Raw genomic sequence first — 17121 nt, 5'->3', positions numbered from 1 at the left:
TATGGTAACAGGCCCCGACAAAGCGGCATCATAATCACGTCATAGACAGCTCATTCGCCACCTCTGCGGGGACGACAGCTTTGGGTTGAGTTAACGTGCGCGAACGCGGGTGACGGGCTGGCGCGGGTGGCGACTTTTGATCGCCTCCGCGCCTCCGCTGGTCTTGGGGACGACAGGCTTTCGGGGGGCCGCCTTCATCGGGTCGGGAATGCCGAAGCCGGACATAATGGAGGGGCTCATGCCTCGGAACCTGTCCTGGCGCACCGCGCTTGTAAGCTCCACTGCACTTGTTTCCTTGACCGCAACGCTGGTCGGCCCGCTGGCGTTTTCGGCTCCAGCGCTGGCACAAAGCGGCGGCACGGGTGGTGGAAACTTCATCGACGGCGACAGCGTGGGTGGACCTGGCGGTGCGAGCAAGGCGACGACTGCCGGCGTGAATGGCGGGAACGGCCAAACGAACACGGCCGCCGGCGGTGGCGGTGGTGGTGGCACGACCGGCGGCACCGGTGGCACCAGTCAAAATGGCGCTTTTGGCGGCACCGGCGGCGTCTCGGGGATCAACAACGGCAACGGCGTGAGCGGCGCGAATGCCGACGCCTTTCTAACCTTCAACGGCGGCGGTGGTGGCGGTGGCGCGCACGGCCACATGGTGACGACGAATTCCAGCGTGTCCAGCCCAATCGCTGGTGGCAATGGCGGAAATGGCGGCAATGGGCTTGGTAGCGCAGGCGGAGGCGGCGGCGCCGGCGGCTATGGCGTGGTGGTCGAAAATGGCGCGACTGTCAGAGTCGACGCCTCAATCACCGGTGGCAACGGTGGCAACGGCGGAATTTCTCAAAATCCGTTTGGCGCCAACGGCGGCGATGGAGGTATCGGACTTGCCACGGCGGGCGCCTCGACAATTACCAACGGCTCCACAATTTCCGGCGGCAACGGCGGCAACGGCGGCAACAACGTCGGCTGCTGCTCGACGCAAACGATCCCGGTGCTCGGCGGTCATGGCGGCAATGGAAGCGCCGGCGTTTCGCTTGTCTCCGGAGCCACATTCACTAACCTCGGGACGATCACCGGCGGCAATGGCGGCAGCGGTGGCAACGACAATGCGGCTCCCACCACGGGCGGCAATGGCGGCAATGGCGGGATAGGCGTCACCGGAAGTGGCGCAACAATTAGCAACAGCGGAACAATCACGGGAGGTACTGGCGGCGTTGCCGGGACCGGAGGCACCAATGACGGTACGGCTGGGTCCGCCGGCTTCGGGGTGAGCGGAAGCGATCTGACGATTGTCAACAGGGGCTCGATTTCGGGCGCATCCGGGACCAACGCGATTGTCTTTGCTGGCGGTGCCAACACACTGATGCTTGAAGCCGGCTCGATGATTACGGGCAACGTCGTCGCCTTCAGCAGCGCCGACACCCTAGCATTGGGCGGCAGCGCGAATGCCAGCTTCGACGTCTCACAGATCGGCGTGGCCGCTCAGTACCAGGGCTTCGGCGTGTTCTCGAAGACAGGCACCAGCATTTGGACACTGACGGGAGCAACAGGCACGGTGACACCCTGGACCATCAATCGGGGCACGCTGTCGATCTCCTCCGATGCCAATCTCGGCGCCCCGTCGGGCGGGCTTACCTTCGACGGGGGTACGCTGCGGAACACGGCGGCCCTCACGACAGCGCGAAACGTCACGCTGAACGCAGGCGGCGGCACCTTTTTGACTGGGGCCGACCTCACCGCCGCCGGTGTCGTCACAGGCGGCGGCTCCCTCATCAAGACCGGCGCCGGCACGCTGACGCTGTCCGGTGCCAACAGCTACACGGGTGGCACGTCCATCCTGAACGGCACACTGCAGGTTTCAGCCGACGCAAATCTCGGCGCCGCCTCGGGCGGGCTGGCCTTCGACGGTGGCACACTGCAGAATACGGCGGCGCTTGCAACGGGACGCAGCGTCACGCTTGAGGCTGGCGGCGGCATCTTCCAGACCGATTCGAATCTCACCGTGACCGGTGCGATCTCCGGCTCCGGCAGCCTGACCAAGGATGGCGCGGGCACGCTGACGCTCACCGGCTCCAACAGCTACCAAGGGAACACGCTTATCGAGGTCGGTACACTTGTCGGCAATGCCGCATCGTTCCGCGGTAATATCGGCAATGACGGCACGGTGGTGTTCGACCAGAATGGCAACGCGACTTTCGCTGGCGGTATCGGCGGCTCGGGGAATATGGTGAAGGACGGCACTGGCACACTGGTTCTCGCCGGCATGAGTACGCTCGACTGGTCCGTCGATGCCGGCGACCTCGTCAGCGCGGGCGAGCGTTTCGGCGGCGATGTCGCGATCGGCTCCGGCGCGTCGTTCACGTTTGAGCAACGTGCGAATGCAACCTACGCCGGCAGCATCTCGGGCGCCGGCGACTTCCTGAAGACAGGTGCGGACCTTCTGGAAGTCACCGGCAATTCCGCTGCCTTCGCCGGCGCCACGACCGTCGATGCTGGTACGCTTGCGGTCAACGGAACGCTCGGCGGCACGATCGATGTTCTGGCGAACGGCCGTTTGCAAGGCAACGGCACGGTTGGAACCACAACGGTGGCGGGCACCATCGCACCAGGCAACTCCATTGGGACGCTTACGGTCGACGGCGACTACACCCAGCTTGCCGGATCCACCTATGAAGCCGAAATCGACCCGGACGGCAGTTCCGACCTGATCGATGTGACCGGTGCTGCCGGGATCGAGGGCGGCACCGTCTTTGCGCTCAAGGCGCCAGGCGGCTACGACACCGGCACCCGCTACACCATCCTGACCGCCGCTGGCGGCGTTACCGGCACCTATGGCACACTTGACCAGAACGCGCCTTTCGTCGACCTTTCGCTCGCCTACGATCCAAACGCCGTCTATCTCGACGTAGCCCGCAACGACGCGTCGTTCTGCGATGTCGCAATCTCTGCGAACCAGTGTGCGGTCGGCGATGGCGCCGAGGGCCAGGGGCCTGGCAATCCGATCTATGACGCGATCGTCGGCTTGCCCGACGAGGAAACGGCCCGGGATGCCTTCGATCAGCTTTCTGGTGAGATACACGCTTCGATAAAGGGCGCCATGCTGGACGACAGCCGCTTCGTGCGGGAGGCGGCAACGAACAGGGTGCGGGCCGCCTTCGGGGATGGCTCTGGATCCTCCATGCCGGTGCTGGCTTATGGGCCGGATGGTTCCGCCCTGACGCCTGAGGAACAGGCGCTGGTGCGAGAAGGCAAGAGCGCGCGCTATAGTGCTCCAGGGGCAGCGCCCGCTCCGGCCGATACGGAGCGCTTTGCGGCGTGGGGGCAGGCCTTCGGTTCATGGGGAACATGGGACAGCGATGGCAACGCCGCTTCGCTTGACCGCTCGACCGGCGGCTTCCTTGTCGGCGCAGACGGAATGATCGCCGAAAACTGGCGGCTGGGCCTGCTTGCCGGTTACAGCCGCAGCTCGTTCGATGTCGATGATCGCGCGTCCTCCGGCGACAGCGACAATTACCATCTCGGTGTTTATGGTGGCGGCCAGTGGGGCGCGCTTGGCCTGCGGGCCGGTGCGGCCTACACATGGCACGCCATCGAGACGGCGCGCTCCGTCAGTTTTCCCGGCTTCACCGACCGTCTCACCGCCGACTACGACGCCGGCACGGCTCAGGTCTTCGGCGAGCTCGGCTACCGGATCGACCGCGGCTCCTTCGCCTTGGAGCCTTTTGGCAATCTCGCTTACGTCAACGTGCATAGCTACGGCTTTACCGAGGATGGCGGGGCGGCCGCGCTCACAGGCGCCAGCGGTACCACCGACGCCACCTTCACCACGCTCGGCCTGCGTGCTTCGACCGAGTTCGGGCTTGGTGGGATGAAGGCCACGGCGCGCGGCATGCTCGGCTGGCGACATGCCTTCGGCGACGTCACGCCGCTCGCCGATTTTGCCTTCACCGGCGGTGAGGCCTTCACCGTCGCCGGGACACCGATCGCTGAGGACGCGCTCGTGCTCGAAGCTGGGCTTGATCTCGCCCTCTCGGAAAAGACCTCGCTCGGCCTCTCCTATTCCGGCCAGATCGGCGACGGCACCAGTGACCACGGGTTCAGGGCGGATCTTTCCGTGAAATTTTGATCGGTGGCGGAATCTTTGAAGGCTCCTATTGCCAGCGAAATTGGCATTCGCCGCGAATGCTTGGTCGTCAGGATCGGGTCAATTCGTTGTTACGGTTCCAGTAGACTTAATGTCGGCAATTTTCGTTGCGAAAGCCAGAAGCTGACCGTCAGCTCGCGGCTAACGAAGATTGTGATGCTTAGATGTTGAACTTCAATTCACCGGCAGGACAGGCAACATTTCGCCGGTGTCATATACACGATCGCACCGCGTGGCGCCGAAGCTACCTGAAGGTAGCGCTGCATCTGCTGGACATACGCAGCGCGGTGCAGGTTTGTGTCGCTATCGCTCTTGGACGTCAACCGTCCCGACGCCACCAAGGCACATGTCCTCGACGCCGCGCGCGACGCTGCTTTTTCAGGTCTGACAGCCCCACTGCCGCCTCTTCGCCGGCGGCCAATGGCGGAAGCCGCCGAGCAGTTGCTCGCCAGAGCCGGATGCCTGCCTTCTGTCTTGGGGACCCAGGAACCTGTGGTGGTTGGTGAACGGCAGGAAGGTTCAGATGTCAGTTCGGCGAACGTTGCCGAACTGGAGCCGGAAGTCCCCGAGCCGGCCAGGATGAACGGTGCGCGCTCCGACAGCAGCGCTTTGGCCGGGGGGCGAACCCTTCAACATCGCCGCCGAGTAAGCGCGACGGCCGGAGCTGCCGCGCGGTTCCGGCCAGCCTGCTGTTGGAGAATTTTCCGGCCGCGCATTGGCGCGCGGCCGGGGACCTCGACCTAAGAACGGCAGCAATGAGAAGCTGATGATCTTGGCATGAGACACCGTCGCCCAACAGGACAGCGCGTTACCATCAGACGAGATGTATCGTCATTGAATGATCAGCCGTTCACCGAGTCCTTGAGAGCCTTTGCCGGCTGGAAGACGATCTTCTTCGATGCGGCGATCTTGATCGTGGCGCCAGTCGACGGGTTGCGGCCATCACGTGCTGGTTTGTTCTGGACCTTGAACTTGCCGAAGCCATTGAGGCTAATTTCCTCGCCCTTGGCAGCGGCTTCCGCAATGCCCTTCAACACATCCTCGACCACGGATTTCGCTTGGGTTTTTGACAGGCCGTGCGCGTCTGCAAGGCGTTCGGCAATATCGATCGTGTTTACAGCCATCGTTTCCATCCCTTCTGAGTTGATTCAACGATTGGCCTTATGGCACAGGCAATTCCACATTGTCATCGCGTCAAGGAACGGAATGCGGTGCGAACCAACGCTCAAGCCAGGAATTTCCACCACTCTGTCGCGAAAGTCACGCAGCGCATCACCTCGGCATCAGACGTCCGGCGTGGATGCGACCCGTCCCACCAGTGCCTCACCGTGTGTGAGGCGTGACCGCAGCGGGATCATTCAGCCATACGGTGGAGGATCAGGTGTGACGCGGCTATGGGCAGCGCTCTAAGTGCCATTGCGCTCCAACAGGCGCTTCTCGCGGGTGGTCATGCGCTAAAGATCTGATCCTCACCAACACTTCAACGACTGACATCGACGCGCGGCCGGCTGCGATCTCTACGCAATGTCGCATCACATCCGTGGCTTCAGGCTTTGGCTTTGCCGGCGAAGCACTCGACAATGTTCCACACCTTTTCCAACTCCTCGACTGCTGCGACATCGATATCGGAGGAGGCGACATGGGCGCCAAGCGTGGGCCGGCTCTGCACAGTCCTGTTCTAGCGAGAAAGTGATCTTTACTTGCCGGTGAACGGCACCGATCAAAACGGGTGATATTCCAGCGCGTATCCACCAAGCCGTACGGTGCGAATGATATCGCCATGTGAGGAATGCTTGAGCGACTTGCGCAACCGGCTGATATGAACATCCACCGTGCGCGGACCGACATAAACATTGCCCGGCCAGGCCACCGCAATCAACTCGTCGCGGCTGACCACTTTTTCCGGGTTCTCGAGCATATGACGCAGCAGCCTGAACTCTATCGGTCCCAGTAGAATTTCTCTGCCGTTGCAACGCACGTGATGGCTGTCGACCTGCATTTCGACGTCGCCATATTTCAGCGACATGGCAGGCGGGGTCCGTACGCCGGGTTCTGGACTGGTTCCAAGTTTGAAGTGCAGGTAGTCAAGCAGCTTAGACGGCGCCAATGGCCTCACGAAACTTTCGTTGATTCCGGACTTCAACAACGCCAGATGCTGGTTCTCGGCACCAGCTGCAATCAGCGCAACGACGGGGAGGGCGCTTGTCCGGGCGTCCTGCCTGAGTCGGGCACAGTTGTCGGCCATACGATTGTCTGGCCGGCAATCGAGCACACAGGCCCGCACCGTTGTCTCGGCTGCCAATTCAAAGATTTCATCCACGTTGCTGGTCAGCGCACTGGTGAATCCGTCCACGGCAAGAATGTGGCTGAGCACGAGATAAAACTCCGCGTCATGCGTGCATATCACGATGAGTGGCTTCATAGTCGCGGTTCAGTTCTCTCAGGCGGCGTGGCGCAATGCCCGTCTCTTGGCACACCCCAACTGCCAGGCAACTGCCGGATTTCCGAAACGTCTCCGGTTTTCAGTCGATTGGCTTCGTGCCTCGCAGGACCTGCGATACGGGTCACCAGTCGGCCCTCAGGCGTCGCTTAGCCTTTTCGAACGAGTACGACCTGCGCGCCCACTAAATCCCTAGTTGATGACCGGCATCCGTTCGGGGGAAAGTTCACTTAAGAACTCGATTTCCTTCTCGCGAACGTAGATCACTTCCTCGAATTGAAAGACGGCGCCATTGATTTCCAGCTTGGGCTCAAGGTGAAGGATCATGCCCGGCCTTATAATTTCGGGATTATCTTTAGAAATGGATGGCGGCTCGGTGACGTCGAGCCCTCCGCCGTGGCCGATCCGGGAAACGAGACCATAAGCGGGGGGCAAGCCTGCATCGCGCCAAAGCTGCTCAAAGGCCCAAAAAACGTCTCCGGACGTCATCCCCGCCCTGACGCCATTTGCGAGCGCGACCGTGAGCCCGCGCGTTCGTTCGTATGCATCGATCTCCCAGCGTTCGGGTAGGCCGCCGCGGGCAATGCGATTTCTATCAGCCGGATAGCCACCATAGGTGGACCGGAAATCGGTCCAGGCGTACTGGCCGACCGCAAGGGGCTGCATCCGGGGTGGGCGGCTGTAGTTGAACTCCCCCCGGCAGAAGGTCATTGCAATCGGATCGGCGCATTCCGCTCCATTCATGATAATACGCGACTGGATCTGCCGACAAAGCTCGACTTCGGTAATGCCTAGACTGGCCTGCGAAACGGCATCATCGAAGGCGGCGTTGACGATCTCGAAGGAGATGCGCTTGAGGCCAGCTTCGAACGGCGATTTGATGATGCGGGTTCGCCACAAAAGATCCGTGGCGCTCTCCAGCCGGCCACCGCGCGCTCTCAAGCCATCCACGATCTCCAGAGAACCGCGACCAAGCATGTCCTGTCCATAGTCGATCGCGGCTTTTGTCGTAGCAGCCGGATCGCGAGCGGAAATCTCCTGGACGATGGCGCGCGCGCCTTCCGCAAGATAGCCAGCATAGTAGACGATCGAAAAAGCCCTCGGCCTCGATTCAAGGTTTCTGGACTCAATCCGGTTGGCTATGACGAGTATGTCGCGCTGGTCGATCACCACGAACAACGGCCGCGAATGATAGCCCCACGACAATGTTCGGTAGTCGGTGAAATACTCGATGTTTTTCTGATTGGTGAGAACCAGGAAGTCGACCGCGTCATGGGCCATTTCGCGCCGGACGGCGGCGAGCCGCGTGGCCAGCTCGTCAAGGGGCACATCGGGTGATGGTGGTGCTGGAAGCATGGTCGCCTGCTCCTGGACTGTCTCTGATTATCGTCGCTTTGCGCAGCCCGGTTCGCCGAGCTGTTCACTCGCCCCCTACCTTTTCGACTTCGAGCCTTTGCTCCTCGCATCCAGTTCCACCACGCAGGCCAGGCGGTCGAAGGGCGATTCCGTTACGCCGAAGACCGAGAAGGACTTGTCGGTCGTGCTCAACCGATAGAGGCGACGCAGCGTTGGATATCCGTTCTTGATCGTGAAGGTCTGTTGGGCTTGCTCGGAAGCCGGTGCGGCATCGATCAGCAACTTGGTTTTGGTGAATTGTGTTCCATGAGCGCGCAACGCGTCGCTGATGAACTTTTCCCCGAACTCACCAACCACCTCGTCGCTCAGGGAACGGGGCAGGTATGAGGTGTCATACATAATTGGCGTGCCGTCGGTGGAAATCACCTTGCGAACACACAACATCAGCCCATCAGGCGGCTCAAGCGCATCAAAGGCCGGGTCCTGTATCTTTTCTTGCGTCAGCGAGAGGAGGCGAATCGTGGGCTTCAGGCCAAGCCGCAAAGCGTCGTCGTGAGAGGTAAGCGAGAAATCGAGGTCACGAACGAACCTTCGTTGCTCCCGCACGAAGGTCCCCAGCCCGGGCACCGAACGCAAGATCCCGGCAGGCTGGAGATCGCGCAATGCCCGTTTGATGGTGATTGGGCTTACCGCGAACTCCTCTGCCAAAGCCGCTGTTGAGGGCAGGGATTCGCCGATCGCATATTCTCCAGCACGTACCCGGCGCATGATTTCATGGCGTACGTTCTCGTGAAGGACCGTCCCGGTTTGTCCGTTCATTTCAACTCCCACCTTGGTATACTAGGGATACCTAGCGCATGCAGTGGGGGATGTCTATCCCCGTCACGTTGCTCGCATTGCTGGATCCATCGCGCAGCGGAATTTTACAAAACTCAAATATCATCTTCATAAAAATTTGACATACCTGTTATACCTGGTCTACCTTTAAGGACATTCGATGCTCAGGGAGTAAGCCGCATGGCAAGCAAGTACCGGCTCTTCAGCAAGATCACGGCCGCAGCGGCAGCCTGCGCTTTTCTCTTTTTGACGGCTGGCGCTTCGAGAGCCGAGACGACGCGCGAAAGGGTCTTGCGTGAGGGCAAGATCGTCATCGGCATCTCCAATGGCGCTCCTTGGGGATTTCGCGACAAGAATGGCGACCCTGCGGGCTTTCATCCCGATCTGATCAAGGCTGCCTTTGAGGGTCTTGGGGTGGGTAAGGTGGAAATCGTCGTCACCGAATTCGGCGCGTTGATCCCCGCACTTACAGCACAGCGTTTTGATGCGATCGCCGCCGGTCTCTACATCACGCCGGAGCGTTGCGCGGTCGTCGCCTTCAGCGACCCCGATCTCAAGCTTGCGGATGCCGCCCTGGTCGCCGAGGGCAATCCGAAGAAGATTCACAGCTACGCCCAAATCGCGGCAAACCCCGAGATCAAGTTTGGTGTGGGGCGCGGCAGCACGACTGCGAAGAATGCGGCGGCCGCAGGTCTGGTGGAGCAACGCACGCAGCTTTTCCCCGATATCCAATCAAACGTTTCCGCGCTGCTCACCGGCCGGATCGACGTTGCGGCATTTTCGGCGCCGACAGTGGCCCGCATTCTCGCCGACGAGAACATCCATAGGGTCGAACGCGCCTTGCCCTTCCAGGGGGTGCAGGAAGGTGGCAAGGAACGGTTCGGCTATTCGGCGATTGCGTTTCGCAAGGACGATGGTGACCTGCGAGACCTGTACAATTCCCGGCTCGAGGCGCTCAAGCTCGATGGCACGGTCGCGCGCATAATGGCCAGGAACGGATTTACCGATCAGGAGAAGGCGCCGGATCTGACCAGCGATCAGGTGTGCAAGGGGCAGGACTGACCGGCTGCAAGGCGGCGGGAGAAAATCGGGGCGTCAGGCGAGATTAAGCGTTGCTGGACAGCCTGCATTCCTACGGCCTAGCCCCACCGCATCTTGGCCAGCGAAGCCCAATATACGACCGAGCGAACGCCCCGCTTCATCGAGGCGTTCAGGATCCAGGGACGTTCAAGCGTGACCATTATCGAGATTTTCGTCGGCATTTTCCAAGGGTTCCGCATAACGGCCGTGGTTACCGCGTTGGGCGTGCTGTTTGCCGTGCCCTTCGCCTTGATTTTCGGCGTAGCCCAATATCTGACCAGCGGCGTCGCACGCTTCGCCATCACTGCCGTCATAGAATTCTGGCGTAGCTCCGCGGTGATCATTCTGCTCTTTGTCTTCTACTACGTCCTGCCGGTCGTCGGCATCCAACTTCCAGCGATCGCCGTGAGCGCTATGGTGCTGGGGTTGAACGCCGGTGGGTATGGAAGCCAGGCCGTCCGAGCCGGTCTCCAGTCACTCGATCGAGGTCAGATCGAAGCCGGTTCTGCGCTCGGGCTGCCGCGCCGGCATATCCTCAGCCTGATCGAATTGCCGCAAGCACTGACCAGGATGGCGCCGACCTTCATCAACCAGTTCATCCAGTTGATCAAAGGCACTGCATTGGTCTCTCTTGTAACTCTAACCGACATGACGTTCCGGGCAAAGGAAATCGCGGAACTCCAATACAACCCTGTCGGCGTCTACACGTCACTTCTGCTTGCCTATTTCGTGATCTGTTATCCTGTCACGGTGTTTGGCCGATGGGTGGAGCAGCGCATTGGCGCGGGGAGGGGCCTGACAAATGAATTTTGATCTTGCCTTCGCCGCCTCGACCCTTCCGACGATCCTTAGCGTCATCGGGACCACCATCGGCGTTGCGCTGCTGAGTTGCGCCGGCGCCTCTATCCTCGGATTCAGCTTTGAGATCACTCGGCGAGCAGGATCCGTGTCCGGATATCTGATGCGTTTCGCAATCGACTTCATCCGCTCGACACCCGTGCTGGTCTGGCTCTATTTCCTTTATTTCGTCCTTCCTCATTGGGGTTTCACGCTGCCGGCGTCCGTGGTCGGCATACTGGGCCTGAGCATCTATTTCAGCGGATATCTGGCTGAGGTATTCAAGGCTGGCATCGACGCCATTCCTAAAGGCCAAGCCGAAGCCGCCAAGGCAGTGGGATTGAACCGGATCGATACCGTGTTCTTCATCCTGGCTCCCCAGATGCTGCGCAACGTCGCGGCCCCTGTCGGGAACCACTTTGTCTCGATCCTGAAAGCGACTCCTTATCTGGCCGTCATCGCCGTGCCGGAAATGCTGGGCAGGGCACTAGACATCGCCTCCGACTCCTATCGCTATGCCGAGCCGCTAACGGTCGTCGGCATTGTATTTCTCGTTCTGGCCCTGACGATCGCTCAGATGGTCAAGCTTCTCGAACGCAAGTTGCTGGGCCCAGAGAGCCGATGAACGACGCTGTCCATGCAATGCAACACCCGATCCTTGGGCCGACTGAAATCGGGCAAGGCAGTAACCCGGCCCGCCCGGATCAACCGGCCGTCGAGATCATCGCACTCAACAAGTGGTTTGGCAGCTTCCATGCTCTGAAGAACATCGATCTTGCCGTTCCGCAAGGCGCCCGGTTGGTGATTTGCGGTCCGTCAGGATCGGGAAAATCAACCCTGATCAGGTGTGTAAACGGGCTGGAGCGCTTCCGCAGCGGCGCCATTCGCATTGGCGGCGCCGATATCACCCGGGATCAGAAACAGCTGCAGAAAATTCGGCGCGAAATCGGGATGGTTTTCCAGCAATTCAATCTGTTTCCACATCTGACAGTCATGTCTAACTGCACGATTGCCTTAAGACGTGCCCTCGGCAAGTCCAAGGCCGAGGCTGCCGCCATCGCGCTTCACTATCTCGAGCGGGTCAGGATACCGGAGCAGGCGCACAAATATCCGGGCGAGCTTTCCGGTGGTCAGCAGCAGCGCGTAGCGATAGCGCGCGCGCTCTGCATGAATCCGAAGATCATGCTCTTCGACGAGCCGACATCGTCGCTTGATCCGGAGATGGTCAAGGAAGTGCTCGATGTCATGGTCGGCCTCGCCGCGGACGGCATGACGATGCTTTGCGTCACCCATGAAATGGGCTTCGCCCGCAAGATCGCCGACCAGGTGGTGTTCATGGATCAGGGAACCATCGTCGAGATGGCGTCGCCCGCCAACTTCTTCGCCGCGCCGAGCCAGGAGCGGACGCGGCTCTTCCTGGAGAAGGTGCTTCGTTGAACAAAGAGGATCGACCATGACTGGCGAAACACGGATCTGGACACCGATCGACTATGAGGCTGAGGGAAAGCAGTCGGACTGTCTGAGATTGCCCCATTCGTCCGACCTGTCCGCCTATGGCTGGATACCGATCCCGCTGGTGTGCATCAAAAATGGGTCCGGGCCGACGGCGTTGTTGGTCGCCGGCAACCATGGCGACGAATACGAGGGCCAGATCGCCCTTTCCAATCTGGCTCGAGAGATCGACGTCGACCAGGTTTCGGGCCGGCTCCTCATCCTTCCGGCGCTCAACTTTCCCGCGGTCACGGCGGGACGCCGCGTATCGCCACTTGACCAAGGCAATCTCAATCGCCTGTTTCCAGGCGATGCGAACGGAACCCCGACCGAGATGATCGCCCACTATGTCTGCAAGGTCTTGATCCCGATGGCCGATGTCGTCGTCGATCTCCACTCGGGCGGCCGTTCGCTCAACTATGTGGCGAGCTCCCTGGTGCGTCCAGGACGGACCTCCGACGAGCATACATCACTGCTCAGGCTGTTGCGGCTATTTGGAGCACCAATCAGCTTCGTAAGCGATGGAACCGGCGGCGGCGGCCTTACAACACTTGCAGCGGCCGCGCAGGAACGTGGCGCGCTGGCGCTGACCACCGAACTTGGCGGGGGCGCAACCTTGTCCAGGTGGGGGCTGTCGCTTGCCGAGGCGGGACTAAGGCGCGTGTTGAAAGACCAGGGGATTCTGCGCGATGTCGCCGTCGAGCCCGCTTCCCCCACGCGCCTCATGACGGTCAGCGGTCACAGCGCATTTGTCTATGCGCGCGATCGAGGCGTTTTCGAGCCGGCCGCGAACATAGGCGATGAAGTTGTGACGGGCCAGATCGCAGGTCGCATCCACTTTCCGGATTTACCGACCCGCGAACCTGAAACGCTGTTCTTTGAATCGTCCGGTCTCGTGGCGTGCCGTAGGGTGCCATCGCTCACGAACCGCGGTGACTGCCTGTTCAAGGTCATGGCCGATATGGACGGCGGCTCCTTGCATGCTTAGCCCAATTCCGAGCCTCAATCCGCGTGTGATTGGTCTGCGCTGCATTCGTTGTCGGATTGTCTTTCCGATCGCGGATCACTTCGAAGGCTGCCCGATTTGTCTGAGCCAAAATCTGCCGGCGAGCTTGGCGATCGAATATCAGGGACTGCCCAAATCCCTGAAGCGCATCGATGACTGGCAGGTCTACAGCAACTAGCCAACGCTCGGGGAGGGCAACACACCGCTTGTGCGACTGGAGGGACTCGCGAAAGAGATCGGCGTTCGCGCGCTTTTCCTCAAGAATGAGGGCGCCAACCCGACTGGATCACACAAGGACCGCATGAGCAGGTTCGTCGTCCAACGTGCGCTGGAGATCGGTGCGTCGACGGTAGCCGCGGCCTCAAGCGGCAATGCCGGTGTGTCGCTGGCTGCTTACGCGGCTCATGTCGGGCTCGATTGCGTGATCGTGACGACGCCCGACATCAGCCCGAACTGGCGCCACGCGATCGAGATGCACGGGGCGACGTTGCTCGCCAGCGAAACCGCGCAGGGTCGCTGGCAGGTGCTCGCAGATCGGGTCAGAGCCGGGGAGTGGTACCCGGCCACCAATTTTGCTGTTCCGCCCGTCGGCAGCAATCCTTTCGGAGTGGATGGCTACAGGTCGCTCGCCTTTGAGATCTTTCTCGAGCTGGGCGCCAGCGCATGCAGCGATATCCTCGTTCCGACATCGAGAGCGGACCTGCTGTGGGGTGTTGCACGCGGATATTGCGACCTGCAGGCCGCCGGGCTTGTCGAAGAACGGCCCCGAATCCATGCCGTTGAGCCGTTCGGCCGGATTTCGAGAGTGCTTGCCGGGGAGGACTATCGCGGCAATTTTGCAGGCAGCTCGGCCTTGACTTCAATCGGTGGTTCGACCGTGACCTACCAGGCATTGGATGCGATCGCCTCTTGCAAGGGATCGGCAGTGGCAGTTGACGATATGGCCGCGCGCGACGATCAGAAGCGGTTGGCGCGTTGCGGGTTTTATCTTGAACTCTCGAGCGCCGCGGCTTTGACTGGCCTGAAGAAACTCGTTCCCCAAGGTGTGATTTCATCGGACGCCGCGGTCGTGCTTGTCGGCACGTCGAGCGGCTTTTCCGATTTCCAGACCTTCTCGTCCCCTATCGCCGCACCCGAGGAACTCGCTCCATTTGAGGCAGTGCCGGTTGCTCCGCCCCCAAGCAGTTCGTGTACTTTCATCTGATCGGCTAGAGCAGGCGCACACCGCGGGTAAGGTGATCGCAAGAATGTTGACGCACATTCCTACAATTGAAACGAAGGGTCGCCGTCCTCTGTGTCCAACATGGGTTTGTTGGATCAAAACGAATAGTCGGGAACCAGTTCATTCGAGCGGCAGTTTACATTTTAGAAAATCTGAGGACGCCCCAGCCGGATGGGACAGGTGTGCTCGATTCTTAAATTAAAGTTATATAATTCTAACCCGGATCTGTTCCCGCCGGCCCCTGCGATACCGGCCGAAAGTCAACAATAACCAAGCTCAGCGGTCAGCAACTACTCGCGACTCTACTGCCTCGTTTTGGTCGCGAGCGCCGCCAATACGATACCGTCAGCGTAGCCAAAATACGGATAGGGGCTAGATCGGTTCGCCATGGTGGCCCGATCCTGCGCAACCGCGAAGCCTGGCATCGAGGTGATTCTGTTAGTGTTTAATTAGCCAACACCACAACTCTGTGGACAAAGATCGAGTAGAATTTGCTCCGTCGGCCGGCCTATGCCTATTCTGACGGGCTGGACCTCGTTACCGGCACAGGGGGCATCTATGGAATTCTTGCCGACCAAAGATGGGCCTTGCCTAGACTTCATTGTCGTTCCGCCGATTGGCACAAGATTTGATGATTCGTTGTTGTTGACGAAGATCGAGGATGGACTGAATGCTGAATTCACCGGCTTCAGATTCGTCGTCACGGCCGATGGACTCGACCGCTCCCAGGATTTTCTTCTGATCCCGGTCTTTGGTGTTCTTGGAGAACACACCTACGAATCCATCATGCGAGCGGCGCCGGACTTGGAAACATGCCGGGGGATCGCAATCTTTCTTTGCCGTTACCAAATCGATGGGCTGACAATGCATTGAGCGTGTTTGGCATACTGAATGCAACGTCATGGAAAGCAGCCGCTTCCTTGAGGCTGCTTGCTGAAACGCCCGAACAGACTGATTGACGGCCCGGGAAGGCTGCCGCCTTCGACGAAGAAGGTCGGCCGGGAAAGGATCTTCGGCAGATGACAGGAGAAGTCCCCTTGCCGATCCGGCCCGCATGATTGCCCGCACCTCCGCCGTTCGGAACCTGGCCCGCCCGAGCACGTTGTGGCCCATCAGCCTGGGTTACCCATGCAAGAACTTTTCGAAGAATTCGGCCATCCGACATACGTCCCATTTCCGGTTATCGCGGCGAGGCTTCTGTTGGCCTCGATCTTCGGCGCTGTGATTGGTTTCGAACGCGAATGGCGAAATCGGCCTGCTGGGCTTCGCACCCACATCCTGATCTGCGTGGCAGCGGCTACTTTCGGTATTCTGACGATTGAAATCGTACATGCTCCGCTGTTTGTGCAAGAATCCGTCAAGGTCGATCCGATCCGAGTTGTCGAAGCGGTTACCGCTGGCGTCGCCTTCCTTGCTGCCGGGTCCATTTTGTTTTCGAAAGGCGAGGTTCACGGGCTGACGACCGGCGCAGGAATGTGGCTGGCTGGTGCTATTGGCGTGGCATGCGGGCTCGGGCTGTGGCAGGTCGCGGCGCTCGGCACGTTTTTGGTGCTTGTCGTGGCAGGCCTTCTTTATAGTCTTGCGGCCAAATCCGGGATTCGCGAAAACAACGGCCAAAGAACTCCAAAATCGGAAGAAGATGGGTCAAAGTGGCAATAGGCTGCGGATTGGGATCATGTTCCTTGTCACAGAGCTTCTTCAGTTTGGCGTGACACGCCCCTGCTGCTGTAGTGGCCCCGAGGTGCCGACGTGATGAGAAGCGTATGCTTGTGGTTGACTGTCAACGCAAATCTGACGACTTGACCCAATCACTGCCAAGTGATGGATCGTTTAGCGCGGCTTGTTATTACGGCGGGTCGCCTCACCTCGGGAACTTAGCATGGAAAAGATCTTCAACCATCTGGCAGGTGCCGTCGCGCATGCGACAGGCCGTCCTTGGGCTTTCGCGCTTTGTGTCGCATCAGTTGTCATTTGGGCGGCAACCGGTCCCATATTCGACTACTCCGAGACGTGGCAGCTCATAATCAATACAGGCACGACCATCATCACGTTCCTGATGGTGTTTTTAATCCAGAATACTCAAAACCGGGACGGGGCCGCGCTCCAGGCGAAGCTCGATGAACTGATCCGCTCGGGTGCGGCCAAGAACGATTTTATAGGCATCGAGCACCTGACCGAGGCAGAGGTCGAGCAATATCGATCGCTCTGCGCGCGAGCCAAAGACAGAAAAGAAGCTAATCTGGGTCGAACTAACGCCGACACAGGAGTCAAGGCCGGTCTTTGAGAAATCGGCTTCGCGCAGCAACGAATTCCAGCCTGGGCCGATGATCAGATCCAGTGCATGCAATTCGGGAATGCCGGCCACATTCCCGAGCAATCGAGCGAGGTGTCCTAACTTGCCCGAGGCGGTTTCGTTTTGCCCCCGAACAAAAAAACCGCTGGCCGGAGCCGGCGGGCTTGGTTCCAGTGCTGGCGCTTTGTGGGCCCGCACCACTGGCGGGGCGATGCGGGCCCGACCAAGGTTTGAGAACCTCGGCCAGCAGCGTGAGGGAACGCTGCCATCATCGAAACCAATCGCCGAATGTCAGGTTCCGCTTACATGACCAAAGGCCCCGCCACCTTTCGGAAGCGGGCGAGGATCGTGTCCCGGGGAGTGGTGTAGCTGACGGCATTGGTCGCCGTGCTCTCCGGCATGGGCCGGGCTGATCAGCGCG

General features: G+C 60.1%; 15 protein-coding genes and 1 pseudogene. 10 read left to right on the top strand and 6 right to left on the bottom strand.

Annotation, left to right across the window (positions count from 1 at the left end):
* Positions 1 to 238 precede the first annotated feature (238 nt).
* Entirely contained in the window at positions 239 to 4120 is a 3882-nt protein-coding gene (locus tag FJ979_RS13335) for an autotransporter domain-containing protein (protein WP_140581361.1), read from the top strand.
* Positions 4121 to 4980: 860 nt separating this feature from the next.
* Here the strand turns inward: FJ979_RS13335 and FJ979_RS13330 are convergent.
* From FJ979_RS13330 to FJ979_RS32990, 6 genes are all read right to left on the bottom strand, one after another.
* The gene (locus tag FJ979_RS13330; protein WP_095089546.1) at positions 4981 to 5262 is read right to left on the bottom strand and encodes an HU family DNA-binding protein; all 282 of its coding nucleotides are present in this window, start codon (positions 5260 to 5262) and stop codon (positions 4981 to 4983) included.
* A gap of 422 nt (positions 5263 to 5684) precedes the next feature.
* A complete protein-coding gene (locus FJ979_RS33330) occupies positions 5685 to 5807 on the bottom strand; it encodes a hypothetical protein (RefSeq protein WP_263493742.1) in 123 nt (40 codons plus the stop codon).
* A 51-nt stretch (positions 5808 to 5858) separates the two neighbouring features.
* A complete protein-coding gene (locus FJ979_RS13325) occupies positions 5859 to 6560 on the bottom strand; it encodes a response regulator transcription factor (RefSeq protein ID WP_140499732.1) in 702 nt (233 codons plus the stop codon).
* 210 nt (positions 6561 to 6770) lie between these two features.
* Positions 6771 to 7934: a M24 family peptidase gene (locus FJ979_RS13320; protein ID WP_140581359.1), complete on the bottom strand. Its 1164-nt coding sequence runs from the start codon at positions 7932 to 7934 to the stop codon at positions 6771 to 6773.
* Positions 7935 to 8009: 75 nt separating this feature from the next.
* Positions 8010 to 8753, bottom strand: a complete 744-nt coding sequence (locus tag FJ979_RS13315) for a GntR family transcriptional regulator (protein WP_140581358.1) — start codon at positions 8751 to 8753, stop codon at positions 8010 to 8012.
* A 182-nt stretch (positions 8754 to 8935) separates the two neighbouring features.
* Positions 8936 to 9085, bottom strand: coding sequence for a hypothetical protein (locus tag FJ979_RS32990; protein ID WP_246679311.1), 150 nt, complete (start codon positions 9083 to 9085; stop codon positions 8936 to 8938).
* On the opposite strand from FJ979_RS32990, the gene ehuB reads away from it, so the two are divergent.
* The 9 genes and pseudogenes from ehuB to FJ979_RS13270 all read left to right on the top strand — a co-directional run bounded on the left by ehuB (position 9018) and on the right by FJ979_RS13270 (position 16691).
* Positions 9018 to 9833 (top strand): ectoine/hydroxyectoine ABC transporter substrate-binding protein EhuB, encoded by an 816-nt coding sequence (gene ehuB / locus FJ979_RS13310; RefSeq protein WP_246678977.1) that lies wholly within the window; start codon positions 9018 to 9020, stop codon positions 9831 to 9833. The two genes, FJ979_RS32990 and ehuB, sit on opposite strands and share 68 nt — an antisense overlap.
* Positions 9834 to 10004: 171 nt before the next feature.
* Positions 10005 to 10664 carry an amino acid ABC transporter permease gene (locus FJ979_RS13305; RefSeq protein ID WP_140499739.1) on the top strand — a complete coding sequence of 220 codons (660 nt, stop codon included), beginning with the start codon at positions 10005 to 10007 and terminating at the stop codon, positions 10662 to 10664.
* Positions 10654 to 11313, top strand: a complete 660-nt coding sequence (locus tag FJ979_RS13300; protein ID WP_140499741.1) for an amino acid ABC transporter permease — start codon at positions 10654 to 10656, stop codon at positions 11311 to 11313. Before FJ979_RS13305 ends, FJ979_RS13300 begins: the two co-directional genes overlap by 11 nt.
* Positions 11310 to 12125 carry an amino acid ABC transporter ATP-binding protein gene (locus FJ979_RS13295; protein ID WP_224646666.1) on the top strand — a complete coding sequence of 272 codons (816 nt, stop codon included), beginning with the start codon at positions 11310 to 11312 and terminating at the stop codon, positions 12123 to 12125. Before FJ979_RS13300 ends, FJ979_RS13295 begins: the two co-directional genes overlap by 4 nt.
* A 16-nt stretch (positions 12126 to 12141) precedes the next feature.
* On the top strand, positions 12142 to 13167 hold the full coding sequence (locus FJ979_RS13290) for a succinylglutamate desuccinylase/aspartoacylase family protein (RefSeq protein ID WP_140581354.1): 1026 nt from the start codon (positions 12142 to 12144) through the stop codon (positions 13165 to 13167).
* 211 nt (positions 13168 to 13378) lie between these two features.
* Positions 13379 to 14389: pseudogene (locus tag FJ979_RS13285) on the top strand (pyridoxal-phosphate dependent enzyme); the annotation flags it as partial.
* Positions 14390 to 14965: 576 nt separating this feature from the next.
* Entirely contained in the window at positions 14966 to 15280 is a 315-nt protein-coding gene (locus FJ979_RS13280; RefSeq protein WP_140560120.1) for a hypothetical protein, read from the top strand.
* Between the two features lie 255 nt (positions 15281 to 15535).
* Entirely contained in the window at positions 15536 to 16066 is a 531-nt protein-coding gene (locus tag FJ979_RS13275; protein WP_140499748.1) for an MgtC/SapB family protein, read from the top strand.
* Between the two features lie 220 nt (positions 16067 to 16286).
* Positions 16287 to 16691, top strand: coding sequence for a low affinity iron permease family protein (locus tag FJ979_RS13270; protein ID WP_140499750.1), 405 nt, complete (start codon positions 16287 to 16289; stop codon positions 16689 to 16691).
* Positions 16692 to 17121: the final 430 nt, after the last annotated feature.

Source organism: Mesorhizobium sp. B1-1-6 (genome assembly GCF_006443035.1).
Lineage (GTDB): Bacteria > Pseudomonadota > Alphaproteobacteria > Rhizobiales > Rhizobiaceae > Mesorhizobium.
The sequence above is the reverse complement of the archived record's forward strand: the minus strand, read 5'-3'. Positions and strand labels throughout refer to the sequence as shown.

What these genes read in the sequence shown, in the direction of transcription:
- FJ979_RS13295 (WP_224646666.1), top strand. Translation starts at nt 11,310, where the DNA reads ATGAACGACGCTGTCCATGCAATGCAACACCCGATCCTTGGGCCGACT.
- FJ979_RS13270 (WP_140499750.1), top strand. Translation starts at nt 16,287, where the DNA reads ATGGAAAAGATCTTCAACCATCTGGCAGGTGCCGTCGCGCATGCGACA.
- FJ979_RS13280 (WP_140560120.1), top strand. Translation starts at nt 14,966, where the DNA reads ATGGAATTCTTGCCGACCAAAGATGGGCCTTGCCTAGACTTCATTGTC.
- FJ979_RS13325 (WP_140499732.1), bottom strand. Translation starts at nt 6,560, where the DNA reads ATGAAGCCACTCATCGTGATATGCACGCATGACGCGGAGTTTTATCTC.
- FJ979_RS32990 (WP_246679311.1), bottom strand. Translation starts at nt 9,085, where the DNA reads ATGACGATCTTGCCCTCACGCAAGACCCTTTCGCGCGTCGTCTCGGCT.
- FJ979_RS13300 (WP_140499741.1), top strand. Translation starts at nt 10,654, where the DNA reads ATGAATTTTGATCTTGCCTTCGCCGCCTCGACCCTTCCGACGATCCTT.
- FJ979_RS13335 (WP_140581361.1), top strand. Translation starts at nt 239, where the DNA reads ATGCCTCGGAACCTGTCCTGGCGCACCGCGCTTGTAAGCTCCACTGCA.
- FJ979_RS13330 (WP_095089546.1), bottom strand. Translation starts at nt 5,262, where the DNA reads ATGGCTGTAAACACGATCGATATTGCCGAACGCCTTGCAGACGCGCAC.
- FJ979_RS13275 (WP_140499748.1), top strand. Translation starts at nt 15,536, where the DNA reads ATGCAAGAACTTTTCGAAGAATTCGGCCATCCGACATACGTCCCATTT.
- FJ979_RS13315 (WP_140581358.1), bottom strand. Translation starts at nt 8,753, where the DNA reads ATGAACGGACAAACCGGGACGGTCCTTCACGAGAACGTACGCCATGAA.
- FJ979_RS13290 (WP_140581354.1), top strand. Translation starts at nt 12,142, where the DNA reads ATGACTGGCGAAACACGGATCTGGACACCGATCGACTATGAGGCTGAG.
- FJ979_RS13320 (WP_140581359.1), bottom strand. Translation starts at nt 7,934, where the DNA reads ATGCTTCCAGCACCACCATCACCCGATGTGCCCCTTGACGAGCTGGCC.